The sequence below is a fragment of the Rhodanobacter sp. sgz306013 genome (assembly GCF_057031145.1).
Genome location: NZ_JBXCIJ010000001.1, coordinates 149,894 through 167,949, shown reverse-complemented (window position 1 = coordinate 167,949; position 18,056 = coordinate 149,894). Strand labels below are relative to the sequence as shown.

Sequence of the window (18,056 nt, the reverse complement as noted above, 5' to 3'; positions counted from 1 at the left end):
GCAGGCGCGCCTCGTGCACGCCAGAAGCAACGGCCAAGGCCAAGGCAGTGCTCGCGCTCCGATCGTCCTCCTTCCTTGCTTGCAGGGGAGCGCCGCGGTGGGGTGCTCTTGCCGCTGCTTCTGCACACCGGGAGTGCGCTACTTTTCCGGGGCCCCTATGGCGCGGCGGGTGGGGGGCGGAAAGTCCGCAGGATGGCTCGCAGGGACTCGGGCCAGTTTTTCGCCGGAACAGGAGTTCCGTCGAATAACCCCGCCACCCGCCCGCGCGCCCGCAAGGCAGGATGCCTGGAGGGCGCGCCATCGGGGTGCCCCTCTCTTTGGTTACTTTCTCTCGGGCAAGCGAGAGAAAGTAACTCGGGCGCCTGCAGGCGCCCGAAACCGCTCTGAAACCCGCCTACAAGCAAAAAACGTCTCCCACGAGAAAAAAGCGAGCCAGACATGAGGCCCGCGTCCCTCTCCGCCCGCGTCACCCTGCTGCTGGCGGTCGTCTGCCTGCTGGTGCTGGGCGGCGGCGCGAGGCTGATGGACTGGCGGATCGACCACGAGATGGCCAGCCGCTTCCGCCAGGATCTGCTCAGCCAGGCCCACGCGCTCGGCAACATGGTCGCGCTGGAACAGGACGTGCCCGTCGGCCGTGTCGCCAGCGGCCTGCCGAACGGCGACAGCTGGTACGAGTTGCGCTGCGACGGCGCGCCGGTGCAGCGCAGCGATCCGCCGCCGCCCGCCGTGCCCGCGGGCTGGCCCGACGACGTGGGTCGACAACCGCGTTTCGCCCGGCTCGGCCACCACGAGCACCACCTGGATTCGGTGCGGCTGAGCTTCGCCCGCCCGGTCGGTGAGGATGACGATGCCCGTGTCGCCGGCACGACCGCGCCCGCCACCTGCCGGCTGCTGTTCGTGCAGGATCGCCACACGCTCGACCAGCTGCTGCTGGCGATCGACTGGATCCTCGCGCTGGGTCCGCTGCTGGCCGCTGCGATCGCGCTGATCGCGGTGCCGCTGGTGGTTCGGCGCGGCCTGCGCCCGATCGGCGCGCTGGTGGAACGCATGCACAGCATCGGCCCAAACGCCCCCGGCCAGCGCCTCGCGCCAATCGGCCTGAAGGAGCTCGACCCGCTGGTAGCGCGTTTCAACGACGTGCTCGGCCGCATGGACGACGGCCTCGCGCGCGAACGCCAGTTCGCCAGCGGCCTCGCCCACGAAACACGCACCCGGCTCGCCGAGCTGCGCGCGCTGGCCGAGGTGGAGGCGCGCTACCCCAGCGGCCGCAGCATGACCGACCTGCTTGCCGAGATCGGCAGCATCGGCGCCGAACTGGAAGCCACTGTCACTGCCCTGCTGCTGCTCACCCGGCTGCAATCCGGGCTGGAACAACCGCAATGGCAGACGCTGGCGCTGGCGCCGTGGCTGGAACGCCAGCGGCAGCGCCAGCAGGCCACGGCCGCGGCTCGCGACCTCACCCTGGCGAGCGAAGGCGTCCCGCCCGAAGAGCTGCGCACCGACCCCGCGCTGCTGGAAGTGATCGTGGGCAACCTGCTGGGCAACGCCTGCGCCTACGCGCCCGCGGGCGACACCGTGCGACTGCGCGTCGACGCGCGGGGACTTTCCATCGACAACGCGGCACCCGGCCTTACCGAGGCCGACCTCGCCAGCTTCGGCCAGCGTTTCTGGCGCAAGCAGTTGCCGCACGCCGGCCATGCCGGGCTGGGCCTGGCGCTCACCACCGCGGCAGCACGGGCGCTGAACCTGGCGCTGGACTTCCGGCTCGATCCGCAGCAGCGTCTGCATGCCACGCTGGACTGGCGCGCCGCCATCGCCGAGGATTCTCCCGCACCATGAGCGACACTTCCCTACCCATCCTGCTCGCCTGGAGCGGCGGCAAGGACTGCCTGATGGCGCTGCAGCGCCTGCGTGCCGATCCGCGCTGGCGGGTGGTGGGCCTGCTCACCACAGTCAACCGCAACTACCAGCGCATCGCCATGCATGGCGTGCGGCAGGATGTGCTCAAGGCCCAGGTCGCCGCGCTCGGCCTGCCCCTGGTAGAGGTGCTGCTGGATTGGCCGGGCAGCAACGAGGCCTACGAGGCCGCGCATGCGCAGGCGCTGGTCGAGGCGCGCATGCGCTGGCCTGGTATCCGCCACTGCGCGTTCGGCGACCTGTTTCTCGAAGACGTGCGCGACTACCGCGTGCGCCAGCTAGGCCGCGACAACTGGCGCGCGGTGTTCCCGCTGTGGGGCGAGGACACCGCGGCGCTGTCGCGCCGCTTCGTGGCCGAAGGCCATCGCGCCATGCTGTGTTGCGTGGACACCCGGCAGCTCGATGCGGGTTTCTGTGGCCGCGCCTACGATGCGGCGTTGCTCGACGCCCTGCCCGCCGGCACCGATCCCTGCGGCGAGCGCGGCGAATTCCACACCCTGAGCTTCGGCGGCCCACTGTTCAAGCATGCACTCCGGCTCAAGCGCGGCGAATCGGTGCTGCGCGACGGCCGCTTCCAGTTCACCGACTTCCTGCTCGACGATGGCGCGCCTGGCTGAGAACCCGCCGACACAGGTGCTGCCCGACGTGCTGTGCCCCGGCCTCGTCCTGGTGTTCTGCGGCACCGCAGCGGGCAAGCGCTCCGCCGCCGAGCGCGCCTACTATGCCCACCCCGGCAACCTGTTCTGGCGCGCGCTGTTCGAGGCCGGCCTTACGCCGCGCCTGTTCGCGCCCGCCGAGTTTCCGCTGCTGCCGCAGTTCGGCATCGGCCTCACCGACCTCGCCAAGCGCCACAGCGGCAACGACGACGAACTGCCACGCGATGCGTTCGATGCGCCCTCGCTGCGCGCGAAGATCGAGCGCTACGCGCCCCGCCTGCTCGCCTTCACCAGCAAGAACGCGGCGCGCGCCGCGCTGGGCCGCGCGGTCGATTACGGCCTGCAGGACGAGGCCATCGGCGGCACGCGGGTATTCGTGTTGCCCTCGCCGTCAGGACAGGCGCGGGGGCATTGGGATATCGGGTCGTGGCACGCGCTGGGTGCGCTGTATCGCCTCGAGCGACAGGCAAGCCGCTAGCCGCGGCGCCCCGCTTCCGGGAAGAGCGCACGTTTCCCGGGGCCCCGCACGCACCACCGCCGCCGCCATTTGCCGGGGACGGGAAGGCTGTTGCGCCGGCAGTACCGCCCCCGGCTGCCCGGGCACGCGTTTCATGTCCCGTCGCTGTCGCCCGCCAGCACACCGCAGCGTAGCGGCGGTTGCACGCTGCCGGCCGCTTGCGCGTGCATGTCGGGCGGGGGTTCGCGACTGGCCAGCCACGCCGCCACCGCCGTGATGTCGGACGCGTCCAGGCGACCGGCCACTTCGGCCATGCAATCCGGTGCCACGGTGGCGCGGGTGTGCGTGCGCCACGCGCCGAGCTGGGCGCTGAGGTAGTCGTAGGGCAAGCCCAGCAGGCCCGGGATGTCGGGCTGCACGCCGGTGAGCTGGCTGCCGTGGCAACTCCGGCAGGCGGGAACGCCACGTGCCGGATCGCCTGCGCTGACCAGTTGGCCACCGCGCTGCAGCACCGCAGCGGATACCGCGGGCGGCCGCGAGCGCGCATAAGGCACCTGCTGCCTCGCAAAGTACTCGGCGATCTCGCGCAGATAGGCCGGGTCGAGCCCGCGCACGGTGTATTCCATCGGTGCGTACTTGCGCAGGCCGTTCTGGAAATCCTGCAGCTGGCGCACCAGATAGCCGGCCGGCTTGCCGGCGAGGCGGGGGAAGAAGCCGCTGCCGGGCGAACCCTCGCCGCGCTCGCCGTGGCAGGCGGTGCAGGCCGCGATGCGCTGCTGCAAGGTGTCGGGCACCGGTGGCGCGGCCGACGACGGGGACTTCGCGGGCGCGGCGGCCAGCGCCGGCGCCAGCAGCAGCGACGAGGCCAGCAACGACAGGCGCCGAGCGGCACGTCCGGCAACGGCGCGCGGGGAGGCAGGCATGCGTGGATTCATCCATCGAGTATAGGCAGGTTGGCGGCGATGCCATCGAGCGGAGTGGCGGCCTATGCTCCGCCAGGCGCGACACCGCGCCGCCCCAGCCGGGGATGCCATGAGGTGGAGCGAACCCACGCTGATCAGCACCGCCTACGGCTTCGAGCAGCATACGCATGCGCGGCGGGCGCAGAGGTTCCTCGACACGGTGGACGGCCAACCGCTGCCGCCTGAGCGCTGAGGCAACCACCAGGGAGGCGCTGCCGATGAAACGCCAGCCACACATCCATTGCCCGCTCTGCGCGTGGGAGCCACGGCCCGACAGCCGCTGGCGTTGCACCTCGAGCGAACCCGGCGCCGGTTGCGGCACGGTGTGGAACACCTTCTGGACTGCAGGCTGTTGTCCCGGTTGCGGGCACTACTGGGCCATGACGCAGTGCCTGTCGTGCAGGCAGGCCTCCCCGCACGAACGGTGGTACCACTTCCCGCCGCCCGAGGGCGGCAAGGCGCGCGAAGCGAGGGAGTCGCTGGAAACGGCAGGCTGAGCCCGCCACGGCTCAACGGAGATACAGCGTCGGCCCCAGCACCAGCGCGAACGCCAGCGTCATGGCCAGTCCGGCCAGCAGCAGCGCGGGGTGGCGCCCGATGCGGAAGGCAGCCGCCGGTTCCTGCCGCACCGGCCGATAGGCCACGTTGAACAGTCCCGCCGTGCCCCCGAACGTGGACGCCACCGCGGACATCAGCACGATGACGAAACCATGCGGATTGAGCAGGCTCACCAGCAGCGCGCTGGCGCCGCCCACGATGTACACGGTCATGGCCACCTGCCTGCGCAGGCGCGCCGCCTGTTCGCCGCCGCCAAGCATCGCGTCCAGCGTGCGGATCGCCAGCTTCACCACGCCGATGTAGGCCAGCAGTCCCGCCACGGCCAATCCGATCCGCCACAGCCACGGCGCCGGCAACGGCCCGATGCCGCCGCCCGCTCCCGGCCCCCAGTCGCCGAAACCGCTGACGCCGGAGAACAGCCAGTAGCCGGCGGCCACCATGCCCTTCACCACGAACACGATCCACAGCGCGAGCTTCGGCAACGGTCGCCGCACCCGACGCCAGGCGAGGAAGGCCAGTATCGCCACCAGCACGTCCATGCCGGTGCCGGCCATCGACACCGCCCGCCCGGCCCAGCCGGTCGCGCCGGGACATTCGATGTAGTACGCGCCCAGTTCGGTGGGCCGCCAGCCCAGCGCCACGCAAGTCAGCGCGTGGCCGCCCAGCTCGTGCGCCATCGTCAGCAACGGCAACAGCAGCAGGCCCAACCCGGTCAGCGTCCAGCGATCGATCGATGGCGATGTTTCGTGCGCGGCGATGACGGTTCCCCCCCGTGCGGACAAGGTCATCCTGCACGGCCGGCCGCTTGCGCACAATGGCGACGCATCAGGCTCGCCGTGGGGCGATCGTCATGCGGTCCCGTCGCCCGCCGACTTGCGCACGATCAGCATCGCCAGCTCCAGCGACTGCTCGTAGTTGAGCCGCGGATCGACCATCGACTTGTAGGCGCGCGCGAGATCGGACTCGGTGAGGCCGCGCGCGCCGCCCACGCATTCGGTGACATCCTCGCCGGTGAGCTCCAGATGCACGCCACCGAGCCGGGTGCCGGCGGCGGCGTGGATGTCGAAGGCCTGTTCCAGCTCGCCGCGGATGTTCGCGAAGCGGCGGGTCTTGTAACCGTTCGAGGTGCTTTCGGTGTTGCCGTGCATGGGGTCGGCCACCCACAGCACGCGCCGCCCTTCGCGCTTCACCGCCTGCAGCAATGGCGGCAGCGCCTCCGCGACCTTCGCGTGGCCCATGCGGTGGACCAGGGTCAGCCGGCCCGGCTCGTCCTGCGGGTTTAGCGCATCGACCAGCGGCAGCAGCTGGTCGGGCGTCACCGTGGGACCGACCTTCACCGCGATCGGGTTGCGGATGCCACGGAAGTACTCCACATGCGCACCGTCCAGCGCCGCCGTGCGCATGCCGATCCACGGGAAGTGGGTGGACAGGTTGAACCAGCCCGGATGCCGCGGCACCTGCCGTGTCATCGCCTCCTCGTAATGCAGCAGCAGCGCCTCGTGCGAGGTGAAGAAGTCCACCTTGGTGAAGCCGGCGATCGGGCCGGCCAGGGTCTCCATGAAGCGCAGCGAATCGCCAATGCCGGCGACCATGCGGCGGTACTCGGCGGCCAGCGGCGAATGCTCGACCCAGGCCAGGTCCCAGTACTCGGGATGGTGGAGGTCGGCGAAACCGCCGTCGATCAGGGCGCGCACGAAGTTCATGGTCAGTGCGGAATGCGCGTGGGCGCGAATCAGCCGTTGCGGATCCGCGCGACGCGCCGCGGCAGTGAACTCGGGGCCGTTGACCACGTCGCCGCGGAAACTGGGCAGGGTCACGCCGTCGCGCGTCTCGCTGTCGGCCGAACGCGGCTTGGCGTACTGGCCCGCGAAGCGCCCCACCCGCAGCACCGGCTGCTTGAGGCCGTGCACCAGCACCAGGCTCATCTGCAGCAGCACCTTGAGCCGGTTGGAGATGATCGGGCTGCTGCAGTCGGCGAAGCTCTCGGCGCAGTCGCCGCCCTGCAGCAGGAAGCGCCGGCCCTCCTGCGCCTCGGCCAGCGCCTGCTTCAGCGCCAGCACCTCCCACGAGGTCACCAGCGGCGGCAGCCCGGCCAGCTGGGTGGTGGCCTGCGCCAGTTCGGCGGCATCCTCGTACTGCGGCTGCTGCAAGGCCTTGCGACTCTGCCAAGACGACGGCGTCCAGTCCGCGGCGAACACGCTTGGGGATGCTTCGCTCATCGCCGCGCCACCACCGGGCGGCGCACGCCGGCCAGCACCGCCCAGGCGCCCAGCAGCACGAACCAGATCAGCGACCACCACGGCATCGACAGCCCCAGGATCGGCTGCACCGCGGCGCATTCGCCGGAACCGGAAAGCACCTTGAGCAATACGCCGATCAGGCCACCGTTGCCGGCACGGGTCTCCAACAGATAACCCAGCGGCGCGCCGCAGCTGGGCACCTGGCCCGGCGGCAGCGACTGGATCCACAGGTGGCGCGCGGCGATGCCGATGCCGACCAGCGCGACCAGCAGCAACAGGCCCACGTAGGCCCAGCGCCCGCCTCCACGCGGGGCGTGCAGGCCGCCGGCCAGGAACACCACGCCCAAAGCAATGAACGCCACGCGCTGCAGGATGCACAGCGCGCATGGATCCATCTGCAACTGGTATTGCGCGTACAGCGCGAAACCGATCAGGCCGGCGCAGGCCAGGAAGCCGGCAAGGAGACTGACGCGAAACGACCAACGCAGCGGGTTCATGGGCGGCACGGCAGGGGACGAGAAGGCGACATTACCCGCTTGTCACCGGGCTGTCAGCACCGGCCGGCACAAGGCCAACCGCAGATGCACGAAACCCCGGCAGGTTGCCCGACCGGGGTATCGTTTGGACGTCTGGATGTCCGTATGTCCGGGACTTACTCGGCGTCGGCGGCTTCGGCAGCCTGCGGACGGCCGACCAGCTCGACGTAGGCCATCGGGGCGTTGTCGCCGTCGCGGAAACCGCACTTCAGGATGCGCAGGTAGCCGCCGGGACGCTCGCGGTAGCGCGGGCCCAGCTCGACGAACAGCTTGCCCACGGCCTCCTTGTCGCGCAGGCGCGCGAAGGCGAGGCGGCGGTTGGCGACGCCGTCGGTCTTGGCCAGGGTGATCAGCGGTTCGGCGACGCGGCGCAGCTCCTTGGCCTTCGGCAAGGTGGTGCGGATCAGCTCGTGCTTGAACAGCGACGAAGCCATGTTCTTGAACATCGCTTCGCGGTGGGCGCTGGTGCGGTTGAGCTTGCGACCGGATTTCATGTGGCGCATGGCGGAATACTCTCTGTAGGTCTGTTGTTATGAAAAGCCGGCACCTGTGTCCAGCCTTCCGCGGTTACCCGCTTATATGTAAGCCCTATCGAAACCGAGGCTTTGTATCGAAAACCCCATCGGAGCAGGAGCTCTTCTGAGGAGTGCGGCCATGGATGGCCGCTTCTAACGACTGGCCAGAGCGCTAACTGCGCTCTGGCCAATATCCATCTACAACGGCGATCAAGAACGATCGCACTAGTAACTCATCAGCCCAATTGCATGCCGTGCGAGAGGCCGGCCGGGGGCCAGTTCTCCAGCTTCATGCCAAGGGCCAGGCCGCGCGAGCCAAGGACGTCCTTGATCTCGGTGAGCGACTTTTTGCCCAGGTTCGGCGTCTTCAGCAGCTCGACCTCGGTCTTCTGCACCAGGTCGCCGATGTAGTAGATGCTCTCGGCCTTCAGGCAGTTCGCCGAACGCACGGTGAGCTCCAGATCGTCGATCGGACGCAGCAGCAGCGGATCGAAACCGCTCTTCTCGGCCTTGTCGGTGGCGCTCTCGCGACGCGAGAAATCGCCGAACACCGACAGCTGGTCATTGATGATCTCGGCCGCCTTGCGCACCGCGTCCTCGGCGCCGATGGTGCCGTTGGTCTCGATGTCCAGCACCAGCTTGTCGAGGTTGGTGCGCTGCTCGACGCGGGCGGCATCCACCTCGTAAGCCACGCGCAGCACCGGCGCGAACGACGCGTCCAGCTGCAGACGGCCGATCGGCCGCGCTTCGTCGTCCGGATGGACGCGGGCGCTGGCCGGCTGGTAACCCACGCCGCGACGCACCTTCAGGCGCATGTTGAGCGCAATGTCCTTGGTCAGGTGGCAGATCACGTGCTCGGGGTTGATGATTTCCACCGAGTGGTCGACGACGATGTCGCCGGCCGTGACCACGCCCTTGCCCTTCTTGGACAGGGTGAGGGTGACCTCGTCGCCGGTGTGCTGGCGGATCGCCACGTCCTTGAGGTTCAGCAGGACTTCGATCACGTCCTCCTGCAGGCCTTCGAGGGTGGTGTATTCGTGCAGCACGCCGTCGATCTCGACCTCGACGATGGCGCTGCCCGGGATCGAGGAAAGCAACACGCGACGCAGCGCGTTGCCCAGGGTGTGACCGAAGCCACGCTCGAGCGGCTCGACCACCACCTTGGCGCGATTGGCTCCGAGCTGTTCGACGCTGAGGCCGCGAGGCCGCAGCACGCTAGTTGACGAAACTGCCATGCAGAGCTCCGGTGATTACTTCGAGTAAAGCTCGACGATCAACGCCTCGTTGATGTCGGACGGCAGGTCGCCACGATCCGGCACCGCCTTGAACGTGCCTTCGAATTTCTTGCTGTCGACCTCGACCCAACCCGGACGCAGGTCCATCGTGTCGAACACGGTGGCCGCTTCCTGCACGCGCAGCTGGCTGCGGGCGCGCTCGGTCAGCGCGATCGCATCGCCCGGCTTGACCTGGTAGGAAGGAATGTTGACCTTCTTGCCGTTGACCAGGATCGCCTTGTGGGCGACCAGCTGGCGAGCCTGGGCGCGGGTGACCGCAAAGCCCATGCGGTACACGACGTTGTCCAGGCGGCTCTCGAGCAGGCGCAGCAGGTTCTCGCCGGTGTTGCCCTTGAGGGTCGATGCCTTGGTGTAGTAGTTGCCGAACTGGCGCTCGAGCACACCGTAGATGCGCTTGACCTTCTGCTTCTCACGCAGCTGGACGGCGTAGTCGGACATGCGCATGCGCTTGTTGGCGCCATGCTGGCCGGGCTTGTTCTCCAGCTTGCACTTGGAGTCGATCGCGCGGGCCGGGCTCTTGAGGCTCAGGTCGGCGCCTTCGCGGCGGGCGAGCTTGCAGGTAGCTCCACGATAACGTGCCATGGTTGTGCTCCTCAGACTCGACGCTTCTTGGGGGGACGGCAGCCGTTGTGCGGGATCGGCGTGACGTCGATGATGTTGAGCACCTTGTAACCCAAGGCGTTCAGCGAACGCACGGCCGACTCGCGGCCCGGGCCGGGGCCCTTGATGCGCACTTCCACGGTCTTCACGCCGTAGTCGCCGGCGGCACGTCCGGCCTTCTCGGCGGCGACCTGGGCGGCGAACGGGGTCGACTTGCGCGAACCGCGGAAACCCGCGCCGCCGGCAGTCGCCCACGACAGGGCGTTGCCCTGGCGATCAGTGATGGTGACGATGGTGTTGTTGAAGGAGGCCTGCACGTGGGCCACGGCATCCGTGACAACGCGCTTGATCTTCTTCTTGGTCTTGACAGGCTTGGCCATGTTCGGGATCCGTTACTTCTTGATGGCGCGACGCGGGCCCTTGCGGGTGCGTGCGTTGGTACGCGTGCGCTGACCGCGCACCGGCAGGCCGCGACGATGGCGCAGGCCGCGATAGCAGCCCAGGTCCATCAGGCGCTTGATCGCCATGCCCACTTCGCGGCGCAGGTCGCCTTCGACGACGTACTTGGCGATTTCCGCGCGAAGCTTCTCCACTTCGCCTTCACTCAGCGACTTGATCTGGGTGGTGGGAACCACACCAGCGTCCGCGCAGACCTTCTTGGCCCGGCTGCGGCCGATGCCGTAAATGCTCTGCAGGCCAACCCAGACATGCTTCTGGACCGGCAAATTGACACCCGCGATGCGCGCCATGATGTACTTTCTCCGATGCGTTTCGTGCGCGGTAAACGCGCAATTCTAACCTGAATCAACTTGTCAGGAAAGCCCTGCGGCGCCCAACGCCGCCCGGCCCTCCGGGTTTTCGACCCGCCTCCCGCGCCCAGCAGCCACTAGTTGCGACGGAGGTTGGCCTTCTTGAGCAAACTTTCGTACTGGTGGCTGACCAGGTGCGCCTGCACCTGCGCCGTGAAATCCATCACCACAACCACCACGATCAGCAGCGAGGTGCCGCCGAAATAGAACGGCACGTGCCAGAACTTCTGCATGAACGACGGCACCAGGCAAACCAGCACCAGGTACAGCGCGCCGACACCGGTCAGGCGGGTCATCACGCCGTCGATGTAGCTGGCCGTGGCGCGGCCCGGGCGGATGCCCGGAATCAGCGCGCCGGAACGCTTAAGGTTGTCCGCCGTCTCTTCCGAGTTGAACACGATCGCGGTGTAGAAGAAGGCGAAACCGATGATCAGCACCGCAAACACGATGTCGTACAGCGGCTCGCCCGGACTCAGCGCCTGGGTCAAGTCCTGCAGCCAGCGCGCCTGGTGGCCGGCGCCGAACCAGCTCACCGCCGTGGCCGGAAACATCAGCAGGCTGGACGCGAAGATCGGCGGGATCACGCCCGACATGTTGACCTTCAGCGGCAGGTTCGAGCTCTGGTTCTGGTAGGCCCGCTGGCCGCCGGAACGTCGTGCGTAGTTGACGGTGATCCGTCGCTGCGCCCGCTCCATGAACACGCAGAACGCCGTCACGCCCAGCACCACCGCGACCACGATCAGCAGCATCAGCACCGACAGCTCGCCGTTGCTGGACATGCCGAGGGTATGCACCACCGCGCCCGGCAGGCCGGCCACGATGCCCGCGAAGATCAGCAGCGAGATGCCGTTGCCGATGCCGCGCTCGGTCATCTGCTCGCCCAGCCACATCAGGAACATGGTGCCTGCGGTCAGGCCCACCACCGAGGCCAGCACGAAGCCGAAGCCCGGGGTGTACACCACCGGCGCGCCGCCCGCGGCAACCTGCTTCTGCAGGGCCACCGCGATGCCGAAGGACTGGAACAGTGCCAGGCCCACGGTGCCGATGCGCGTGTACATCGTCATCTTGCGCTTGCCGGACTCGCCTTCCTTGCGCAGCGCCTGCAGGCTCGGGATCACCGAACCCATCATCTGGATCACGATCGACGCCGAGATGTAAGGCACAACGCCCAGCGCGAACACCGAGAAGCGGGCCAGTGCGCCACCCGAGAACATGTTGAACATGTCCATCAGGCCGTTGCCGTTGACCAGGTTGCTCATCGCGTCGGGATTCACGCCCGGCACGGGAATGAACGAACCGAGACGGAACACCACCAGCGCACCGATCACGAAGAAGATGCGCTGGCGCAGTTCGGTCAGTTTGCCGAGCTTGCCGAGTGCGTTGCCCTTGGCTTGAGCCACCGTGATTACTCCACGCTGCCGCCGGCCGCCTCGATGGCCGCCTTGGCGCCAGCCGTGGCCAGCAAGCCCGAGAGCTTCACCGCGCGACCGATTTCGCCCTTCAGCACTACCTTGACCTTCTTGGCCTTGCTGTCGATCAGGCCGGCCTTGTGCAGCTCGATCACGTCGATCACGTCCGCCTTGAGGTTGGCCAGCTGGTACAGGAACACCTGCTGGCTCTCGGCCTTCAGCTTGGAGCGGAAGCCGACCTTGGGCAGGCGACGCTGCAGCGGCATCTGGCCGCCCTCGAAGCCGTACTTGTGGGTGCCACCGGCGCGGGCATGCTGACCCTTGTGGCCGCGACCGGCCGTCTTGCCGAGGCCCGAACCGATGCCACGGCCCACGCGCAGGCGCGTCTTGCGCGAACCGGCGGCAGGCTTGATGTCGTTGAGACGCATGATGATTACTCCTCGACCCGGACCAGGTAGTAGACCGTGTTGATCAGCCCACGCACCTGCGGGCTGTCCTTCAGCTCACGGACGTCGTTGGTCTTGTTCAGGCCCAGCGCCTTGACGCTGAGACGGTGCCGCGCCTGCACGCCGCGCAGGCCTTTCACCAGGCGCACACGCACGGTGCCGGCGGTTTCGTTCTTCTTAGCCATTGCCCAGCACCTCTTCCACGGTCTTGCCACGCTTGGCGGCGATCTGCTTCGGCGAGGCGACCGCCTGCAGGCCCTTGATGGTGGCGCGCACCAGGTTGATCGGGTTGCGCGAGCCGACCGCCTTGGCCAGCACGTTCTTCACGCCCACCACTTCCAGCACCGCGCGCATGGCGCCGCCGGCGATCACGCCGGTACCTTCGGAGGCCGGCTGCATGTAGACGCGGGCCGCGCCGTGGTTGGCCTTGATGGCGTACCACAGGGTGCCGTTGTTCAGGTCGATGCTCACCATCTGGCGGCGGGCGCGCTCCATGGCCTTGGAGATGGCGACCGGCACCTCACGCGCCTTGCCATAGCCGAAGCCGACCCTGCCCTCGCCGTCGCCGACCACGGTCAGCGCGGTGAAGCTCATCTGGCGGCCACCCTTGACGGTCTTGGCCACGCGGTTGACGGCAATCAGCTTTTCCAGCAGGCCGTCGGAATTTTCGCGATCGTTCGAAGACATTTCTCGATTCCGTATGCCCGGACCATCCGGGACTTTTGCTTGCGGCTGAGCCGCTTGTAGTTGTGTTTGATGCCAGGATTCGAGACAGGATCCGGGATTCGCGGAAGCGGGCTCTCTCGAAGTCCCGAATCCCGATTTCCCGATCCCGGCTCTTAAAACTTCAGGCCCGCCTCACGCGCCGCATCGGCCAGCGCCTTGATGCGACCATGGAAGCGGAAGCCGGAGCGGTCGAACGCCACCGACTCGACGCCGGCAGCCAGCGCACGCTCGGCGACAGCCTTGCCCACCGCGGCGGCGGCGGTCAGGTTCTTGGTGCCCTTCAGACCCTCGGCCACCGACTTCTGCACGGTGGAGGCGGCCGCCACCACATTCTGGCCGTCGGCGGCGAACACCTGGGCATAGATGTGCTGGCCGGTGCGATGCACCGACAGGCGCGCCACGCCGAGCTTGCGGATGTGCGAACGCGTGGACTTGGCGCGACGCAGGCGGGATTCGTTCTTGTTCATCGTCATATTCCTCGAAAGCGGATCGGCTTACGCCTTCTTTGCTTCCTTCAGGGTGATCTTCTCGCCGGCATAGCGCACGCCCTTGCCCTTGTAGGGCTCCGGCGGACGGAAGCCGCGGATCTTGGCAGCCACCTGGCCCACGGCCTGCTTGTCGGCACCCTTGATCAGGATCTCGGTCTGCGAGGGCGTCTCCAGCGTGATGCCCGCCGGCGCCTCGAACACCACAGGGTGCGAGAAGCCCAGGCTGAGGTTCAGCGCCTTGCCGGCCATGGAGGCACGGTAACCCACGCCGACCAGCTCCAGCTTGCGCTCGTAACCCTCGGACACGCCCTTGACCATGTTCGCGAGCAGCGCGCGGGCAGTACCGCCGAACTTGTCGTCGGCGCCCTCGGCCAGCTCGATGTTGACGGCTTCGCCGTTGACCGCAAGCGACACGCCGGGCAGCGCGTGGATCGCCAGCGTGCCCTTCGGGCCCTTCACGGTAACGCCGTCGGCCGCAGCCTTCAGCTCCACGCCCTTGGGCAGGTTGATCGTCTTCTTGGCAACACGTGACATCGTCGGCTCCTTAGGCGACCTGGCCGATGACTTCGCCGCCCAGACCCTTGGCACGGGCCTGCGCGTCGGTCAGCAGACCGGCGGACGTCGAGATGATCGAGATGCCCAGACCGCCGAGCACCTTCGGCAATTCATCCTTGCCGCGGTAGATGCGCAGGCCGGAACGGCTGACGCGGGAGATGGTCTCGATGGCCGGACGGCCTTCGAAATACTTCAGGCGGATCTCGAGCACGGGCTTGCCCTCCTCCTGGGAGGTCTGCACATCGAGGACATAGCCTTCGTTCTTGAGAAGGTTGGCGATCGCCACCTTCAGCTTCGACGACGGCATGCGTACCGTCGGCTTGCTCATCAGCTGAGCGTTGCGGACACGCGTGAACATGTCGGCGATGGGATCAGTCATGCTCATGAAAACATCCTTCAGAGTGCACCGATATCCGAAAAAACCGGAAATCAATCAGATTGTGATGCCGACAAAGAAGCCGGCCTGCCTTGCGCAGACCAACAACTGTATCAGCTTTGCCGGTGTTTGGCGAATACCGTTGCGAAATCGCAGGGTTGACGGCGCCATGGCGCCGCCGGACGACCCCCGCTCCGCGAGCGGCCGGGTCGACGGCTAGGATTTACCAGCTGGCCTTGCGCAGGCCAGGCACGTCGCCGCGCATGGTGGCTTCGCGCAGCTTGTTGCGGCCCAGGTTGAACTTGGCGTACACGGCACGCGGACGGCCGGTCAGCGCGCAACGGGTGCGCTGGCGGGTCGGGCTGGCGTCGCGCGGCAGCTTCTGCAGCTTGCCCTGCGCTTCCATCTTCTCCTCATAGGAGGCGGTGGCGCTCAGCACGATCGCCTTCAGTTCGGCGCGCTTGGCGGCGTACTTCTGGACGAGCTTGGTCCGCTTGATATCGCGGTTGACCATCGAGGTCTTTGCCATATTTAACTCTCTTTTTGAAAAGTCCGGCCACGAGTGGCCGGTTTTTCTTCGATCAAGGACGATCGTCTTAGTTGCGGAACGGGAAGCTGAAGGCTTCCAGCAGCGCCTTGGCCTCGGCGTCGGTCTTCGCCGTCGTGGTGATGGCGATGTCCATGCCGCGCATCGCGTCAACCGCGTCGAAATCGATTTCCGGGAAGATGATCTGTTCCTTGATGCCGAAGTTGAAGTTGCCACGGCCGTCGAAGGCGCGACCCGAAACACCGCGGAAGTCGCGGACGCGGGGCAGCGAGATGTTGATCAGGCGATCCAGGAATTCGAACATCTGGGCGCGGCGCAAGGTGACCTTGCAGCCGATCGGCCAGCCGTCGCGGATCTTGAACGAGGCCACGGAAACGCGCGCCTTGGTCGTGATCGGCTTCTGGCCCGAGATCTTCGCCATGTCGGCCACGGCGTTCTCGAGGATCTTCTTGTTGCCCGCAGCTTCGCCCACGCCCATGTTCAGCGTGATCTTGGTGATGCGGGGAACCTGCATCACGTTCTGGTAGCCGAACTTCTCGGTGAGCTTCGGCACTACCTGCTCTTTGTAAAACGTCTCAAGGCGCGTCATGTCATTAATCCTTACGCGTCCACGACCTCGCCGTTCGAACGGAACACGCGGACCTTGCGCCCATCAGCGAGCGTCTTGGCACCTACGCGTTCACCCTTGTTCGTGGCGGGGTTGAACAGCTGCACGTTGGAGAGATGGATCGAGGCCTCACGCTCGACGATGCCGCCAGCCTGGTTGGCCTGCGGGTTCGGCTTGGTGTGGCGCTTGACCAGGTTCACGTTGGAGACGTACACGCGATCGTCTGCAACACGCAGCACTTCGCCGCGCTGACCCTTGTTCTTGCCGGTGATCACGAGGACCTGATCACCCTTGCGGATACGGTTCATGTCTTGGACTCCGCTCAGAGCACTTCGGGCGCGAGCGAGACGATCTTCATGAACTTCTCGCTGCGCAGCTCGCGGGTGACCGGCCCGAAGATGCGGGTACCGATCGGCTCGAGCTTGTTGTTGAGGAGCACCGCTGCGTTGCCGTCGAAACGGATCAGCGAGCCATCGGGACGGCGCACGCCCTTGGCGGTACGGACCACCACGGCGTTGTACACCTCGCCCTTCTTCACCTTGCCGCGCGGAATGGCATCCTTCACGGTGACCTTGATCACGTCACCGATCGCGGCGTATCGGCGCTTGGAGCCGCCGAGCACCTTGATGCACATCAGCTCCTTGGCGCCGCTGTTGTCCGCCGCGGAGAGCGTGCTTTGCATCTGGATCATGTCTGCACCCTCCTCTTAGACGGCTGCGCGAGTGACGATTTCGACCACGCGGTGATGCTTGGTCTTGGACAGCGGACGGCACTCGGCGATGCGCACCAGGTCGCCCTCGTTCGCGCCGAGGTCGTCCTGCGCGTGCAGCTTGGTCGACCGGCGAACGATCTTGCCAAGCAGGCCGTGCTGCACCTGGCGCTCGATCAGGACGGTGACCGTCTTGTCCATCTTGTTGCTGATGACGCGGCCCTCGAGGGTGCGCGCCTGCTTCTGGTTGTCGCTCATCTCGGCGCTCCCTTACTTCTTCGCGCCGAGCACGAACTTCGTGCGGGCGATGTCACGCCGGACGCGGCGCAGCTGATGCGGCTGGCTGAGCTGCCCGGCACCCTTCTGCATGCGCAGGTTGAACTGCTCCTTGCGCAGGTCCAGCAGGTGCTGCTTGAGCTCGTCGGCCGACTTGGTGGTCAGATCTTTGATGGCCATATCACATCACCGCCCGGGTCACGAACTGGGTCTGCACCGAGAGCTTGGCGGCCGCCAGGCGGAACGCCTCGCGTGCCGACGTCTCGTCGATACCCTCGATTTCATAGAGCATGCGGCCGGGCTGGATCGGGGCGACCCAGAACTCCACGCCACCCTTGCCGGCGCCCATACGCACTTCGATCGGCTTCTTGGTGATCGGCTTGTCCGGGAACACGCGGATCCACAGCTTGCCGCCACGCTTGACGAAGCGGGTGATGCAACGACGACCGGCCTCGATCTGGCGGGCGGTAAGCGCGCCGTGGGTGGTCGCCTTCAGGCCGAACTCGCCGAAGCTGACGAGGTTGGCGCACTGCGCCAGACCATCGTTACGGCCCTTGAACTGCTTGCGGTACTTGGTTCGCTTGGGTTGCAACATGGCAACTCTCCTTACTTCGCCGCGCGCTCGCGACGGCCTTCGCCGTCACGACGCGGTTCGCGGTCGCGGTCACGCCGGCCTTCGCCGCCCTCGCGGCGCGACGGCGCCGGGGACTCGTCCTTCGGCTCCTGGCCGATCTGGGTCACGTCGAAGATCTCGCCCTTGTAGACCCAAACCTTGATGCCGATGATGCCGTAGGTGGTGTTCGCCTCGGCAAAGCCGTAGTCGATGTCGGCACGCAGGGTGTGCAGCGGCACGCGGCCCTCGCGCGCCCACTCGGAGCGGGCGATCTCGGCGCCGTTCAGGCGGCCGGACACGTTGATCTTGATGCCCAGCGCGCCCAGGCGCATCGCGTTGCCGACCGAGCGCTTCATCGCGCGGCGGAACATGATGCGGCGTTCCAACTGCTGCGCGATCGACTCGGCCACCAGCTGGGCGTCCAGCTCGGGCTTGCGCACTTCGTTGACGTTGATGTGCGTCGGAACGCCCATCAGGTCGCTGACTTCCTTGCGCAGCTTCTCGATGTCCTCGCCCTTCTTGCCGATCACCACGCCCGGACGGGCGGTGTGGATCGTCACGCGCGCGGTCTTCGCCGGGCGCTCGATGAGGATCTTCGAGATGCCGGCGGCCGCCAGCTTCTTCTTCAGCATCTCGCGAACCTTGATGTCCGCCACGAGATACTTCGCGTAGTCGCCCTTGTTGGCGAACCACTTGGCGTTCCAGTCCTTGGCGATGCCGAGGCGGATGCCGGTGGGATGAACTTTGTGACCCATCGTC

At 67.1% G+C, this 18,056-nt stretch carries 29 protein-coding genes; 5 read left to right on the top strand and 24 right to left on the bottom strand.

What is annotated here, in order from left to right; translation table 11 throughout:
- The first annotated feature begins 438 nt into the window (after nucleotides 1–438).
- From AC2EWF_RS00840 to AC2EWF_RS00830, 3 genes are read left to right on the top strand one after another with little or no spacing between them, the layout of a single operon-like run.
- On the top strand, nucleotides 439–1,839 hold the full coding sequence (locus tag AC2EWF_RS00840; RefSeq protein ID WP_483637459.1) for a sensor histidine kinase: 1,401 nt from the start codon (nucleotides 439–441) through the stop codon (nucleotides 1,837–1,839).
- The gene (locus tag AC2EWF_RS00835) at nucleotides 1,836–2,534 is read left to right on the top strand and encodes a Dph6-related ATP pyrophosphatase (RefSeq protein ID WP_483637458.1); all 699 of its coding nucleotides are present in this window, start codon (nucleotides 1,836–1,838) and stop codon (nucleotides 2,532–2,534) included. The genes AC2EWF_RS00840 and AC2EWF_RS00835 overlap by 4 nt, the downstream gene beginning before the upstream one ends.
- Nucleotides 2,518–3,051 carry a mismatch-specific DNA-glycosylase gene (locus tag AC2EWF_RS00830; RefSeq protein ID WP_483637457.1) on the top strand — a complete coding sequence of 178 codons (534 nt, stop codon included), beginning with the start codon at nucleotides 2,518–2,520 and terminating at the stop codon, nucleotides 3,049–3,051. Before AC2EWF_RS00835 ends, AC2EWF_RS00830 begins: the two co-directional genes overlap by 17 nt.
- A 131-nt stretch (nucleotides 3,052–3,182) precedes the next feature.
- On the opposite strand, the gene AC2EWF_RS00825 is transcribed toward AC2EWF_RS00830, so the two are convergent.
- Nucleotides 3,183–3,953 (bottom strand): c-type cytochrome, encoded by a 771-nt coding sequence (locus AC2EWF_RS00825; protein WP_483637456.1) that lies wholly within the window; start codon nucleotides 3,951–3,953, stop codon nucleotides 3,183–3,185.
- Nucleotides 3,954–4,062: 109 nt separating this feature from the next.
- On the opposite strand from AC2EWF_RS00825, the gene AC2EWF_RS00820 reads away from it, so the two are divergent.
- On the top strand, nucleotides 4,063–4,185 hold the full coding sequence (locus AC2EWF_RS00820) for a hypothetical protein (protein ID WP_483637455.1): 123 nt from the start codon (nucleotides 4,063–4,065) through the stop codon (nucleotides 4,183–4,185).
- A gap of 316 nt (nucleotides 4,186–4,501) precedes the next feature.
- On the opposite strand, the gene AC2EWF_RS00815 is transcribed toward AC2EWF_RS00820, so the two are convergent.
- From AC2EWF_RS00815 to rpsH, 15 genes are all read right to left on the bottom strand, one after another.
- The gene (locus AC2EWF_RS00815; RefSeq protein ID WP_483637454.1) at nucleotides 4,502–5,332 is read right to left on the bottom strand and encodes a hypothetical protein; all 831 of its coding nucleotides are present in this window, start codon (nucleotides 5,330–5,332) and stop codon (nucleotides 4,502–4,504) included.
- Nucleotides 5,333–5,398: 66 nt separating this feature from the next.
- Nucleotides 5,399–6,769 carry a class II 3-deoxy-7-phosphoheptulonate synthase gene (locus AC2EWF_RS00810; RefSeq protein WP_483637453.1) on the bottom strand — a complete coding sequence of 457 codons (1,371 nt, stop codon included), beginning with the start codon at nucleotides 6,767–6,769 and terminating at the stop codon, nucleotides 5,399–5,401.
- Nucleotides 6,766–7,287: a disulfide bond formation protein B gene (locus tag AC2EWF_RS00805; protein ID WP_483637452.1), complete on the bottom strand. Its 522-nt coding sequence runs from the start codon at nucleotides 7,285–7,287 to the stop codon at nucleotides 6,766–6,768. Before AC2EWF_RS00805 ends, AC2EWF_RS00810 begins: the two co-directional genes overlap by 4 nt.
- A gap of 155 nt (nucleotides 7,288–7,442) precedes the next feature.
- Nucleotides 7,443–7,829: a 50S ribosomal protein L17 gene (gene rplQ, locus AC2EWF_RS00800; protein ID WP_077481344.1), complete on the bottom strand. Its 387-nt coding sequence runs from the start codon at nucleotides 7,827–7,829 to the stop codon at nucleotides 7,443–7,445.
- A gap of 248 nt (nucleotides 7,830–8,077) precedes the next feature.
- Nucleotides 8,078–9,076, bottom strand: a complete 999-nt coding sequence (locus tag AC2EWF_RS00795; protein WP_192105751.1) for a DNA-directed RNA polymerase subunit alpha — start codon at nucleotides 9,074–9,076, stop codon at nucleotides 8,078–8,080.
- A 15-nt stretch (nucleotides 9,077–9,091) separates the two neighbouring features.
- Complete coding sequence (gene rpsD, locus AC2EWF_RS00790) at nucleotides 9,092–9,718, bottom strand: 30S ribosomal protein S4 (protein WP_367845219.1); 627 nt, start codon at nucleotides 9,716–9,718, stop codon at nucleotides 9,092–9,094.
- A gap of 11 nt (nucleotides 9,719–9,729) precedes the next feature.
- Complete coding sequence (gene rpsK, locus AC2EWF_RS00785; protein ID WP_007513384.1) at nucleotides 9,730–10,116, bottom strand: 30S ribosomal protein S11; 387 nt, start codon at nucleotides 10,114–10,116, stop codon at nucleotides 9,730–9,732.
- A 12-nt stretch (nucleotides 10,117–10,128) separates the two neighbouring features.
- Nucleotides 10,129–10,485 (bottom strand): 30S ribosomal protein S13, encoded by a 357-nt coding sequence (gene rpsM, locus AC2EWF_RS00780; RefSeq protein WP_181301015.1) that lies wholly within the window; start codon nucleotides 10,483–10,485, stop codon nucleotides 10,129–10,131.
- A 137-nt stretch (nucleotides 10,486–10,622) separates the two neighbouring features.
- Nucleotides 10,623–11,945 carry a preprotein translocase subunit SecY gene (gene secY / locus AC2EWF_RS00775; protein ID WP_483637451.1) on the bottom strand — a complete coding sequence of 441 codons (1,323 nt, stop codon included), beginning with the start codon at nucleotides 11,943–11,945 and terminating at the stop codon, nucleotides 10,623–10,625.
- Nucleotides 11,946–11,950: 5 nt separating this feature from the next.
- Complete coding sequence (rplO, locus tag AC2EWF_RS00770; RefSeq protein WP_483638236.1) at nucleotides 11,951–12,388, bottom strand: 50S ribosomal protein L15; 438 nt, start codon at nucleotides 12,386–12,388, stop codon at nucleotides 11,951–11,953.
- A complete protein-coding gene (gene rpmD, locus AC2EWF_RS00765) occupies nucleotides 12,388–12,585 on the bottom strand; it encodes a 50S ribosomal protein L30 (protein ID WP_077481332.1) in 198 nt (65 codons plus the stop codon). The genes rplO and rpmD overlap by 1 nt, the downstream gene beginning before the upstream one ends.
- A complete protein-coding gene (rpsE, locus tag AC2EWF_RS00760) occupies nucleotides 12,578–13,087 on the bottom strand; it encodes a 30S ribosomal protein S5 (RefSeq protein ID WP_483637450.1) in 510 nt (169 codons plus the stop codon). The genes rpmD and rpsE overlap by 8 nt, the downstream gene beginning before the upstream one ends.
- A 152-nt stretch (nucleotides 13,088–13,239) precedes the next feature.
- On the bottom strand, nucleotides 13,240–13,599 hold the full coding sequence (rplR, locus tag AC2EWF_RS00755) for a 50S ribosomal protein L18 (RefSeq protein ID WP_483637449.1): 360 nt from the start codon (nucleotides 13,597–13,599) through the stop codon (nucleotides 13,240–13,242).
- Between the two features lie 21 nt (nucleotides 13,600–13,620).
- Nucleotides 13,621–14,148: a 50S ribosomal protein L6 gene (gene rplF, locus AC2EWF_RS00750; protein WP_483637448.1), complete on the bottom strand. Its 528-nt coding sequence runs from the start codon at nucleotides 14,146–14,148 to the stop codon at nucleotides 13,621–13,623.
- A gap of 10 nt (nucleotides 14,149–14,158) precedes the next feature.
- On the bottom strand, nucleotides 14,159–14,554 hold the full coding sequence (rpsH, locus tag AC2EWF_RS00745) for a 30S ribosomal protein S8 (protein ID WP_483637447.1): 396 nt from the start codon (nucleotides 14,552–14,554) through the stop codon (nucleotides 14,159–14,161).
- On the opposite strand from rpsH, the gene AC2EWF_RS00740 reads away from it, so the two are divergent.
- A complete protein-coding gene (locus AC2EWF_RS00740) occupies nucleotides 14,553–14,765 on the top strand; it encodes a hypothetical protein (RefSeq protein ID WP_483637446.1) in 213 nt (70 codons plus the stop codon). The genes rpsH and AC2EWF_RS00740 overlap by 2 nt on opposite strands.
- Before the next feature lie 3 nt (nucleotides 14,766–14,768).
- Here AC2EWF_RS00740 and rpsN read toward each other — a convergent pair whose 3' ends face one another.
- The 8 genes from rpsN to rpsC form a co-directional block, all read right to left on the bottom strand.
- Nucleotides 14,769–15,074, bottom strand: coding sequence for a 30S ribosomal protein S14 (gene rpsN / locus AC2EWF_RS00735; protein WP_483637445.1), 306 nt, complete (start codon nucleotides 15,072–15,074; stop codon nucleotides 14,769–14,771).
- Nucleotides 15,075–15,141: 67 nt separating this feature from the next.
- Nucleotides 15,142–15,681 carry a 50S ribosomal protein L5 gene (gene rplE / locus AC2EWF_RS00730; RefSeq protein ID WP_077481322.1) on the bottom strand — a complete coding sequence of 180 codons (540 nt, stop codon included), beginning with the start codon at nucleotides 15,679–15,681 and terminating at the stop codon, nucleotides 15,142–15,144.
- Between the two features lie 11 nt (nucleotides 15,682–15,692).
- Nucleotides 15,693–16,007 carry a 50S ribosomal protein L24 gene (rplX, locus tag AC2EWF_RS00725; RefSeq protein WP_483637444.1) on the bottom strand — a complete coding sequence of 105 codons (315 nt, stop codon included), beginning with the start codon at nucleotides 16,005–16,007 and terminating at the stop codon, nucleotides 15,693–15,695.
- 14 nt (nucleotides 16,008–16,021) lie between these two features.
- The gene (rplN, locus tag AC2EWF_RS00720) at nucleotides 16,022–16,390 is read right to left on the bottom strand and encodes a 50S ribosomal protein L14 (RefSeq protein ID WP_007513359.1); all 369 of its coding nucleotides are present in this window, start codon (nucleotides 16,388–16,390) and stop codon (nucleotides 16,022–16,024) included.
- A gap of 15 nt (nucleotides 16,391–16,405) precedes the next feature.
- Entirely contained in the window at nucleotides 16,406–16,666 is a 261-nt protein-coding gene (gene rpsQ / locus AC2EWF_RS00715) for a 30S ribosomal protein S17 (RefSeq protein WP_181300988.1), read from the bottom strand.
- A 12-nt stretch (nucleotides 16,667–16,678) separates the two neighbouring features.
- A complete protein-coding gene (gene rpmC / locus AC2EWF_RS00710) occupies nucleotides 16,679–16,864 on the bottom strand; it encodes a 50S ribosomal protein L29 (protein WP_369494806.1) in 186 nt (61 codons plus the stop codon).
- A 1-nt stretch (nucleotide 16,865) separates the two neighbouring features.
- Nucleotides 16,866–17,279 carry a 50S ribosomal protein L16 gene (rplP, locus tag AC2EWF_RS00705; RefSeq protein ID WP_367845229.1) on the bottom strand — a complete coding sequence of 138 codons (414 nt, stop codon included), beginning with the start codon at nucleotides 17,277–17,279 and terminating at the stop codon, nucleotides 16,866–16,868.
- An 11-nt stretch (nucleotides 17,280–17,290) separates the two neighbouring features.
- Nucleotides 17,291–18,052, bottom strand: coding sequence for a 30S ribosomal protein S3 (gene rpsC / locus AC2EWF_RS00700; RefSeq protein ID WP_483637443.1), 762 nt, complete (start codon nucleotides 18,050–18,052; stop codon nucleotides 17,291–17,293).
- Nucleotides 18,053–18,056: the final 4 nt, after the last annotated feature.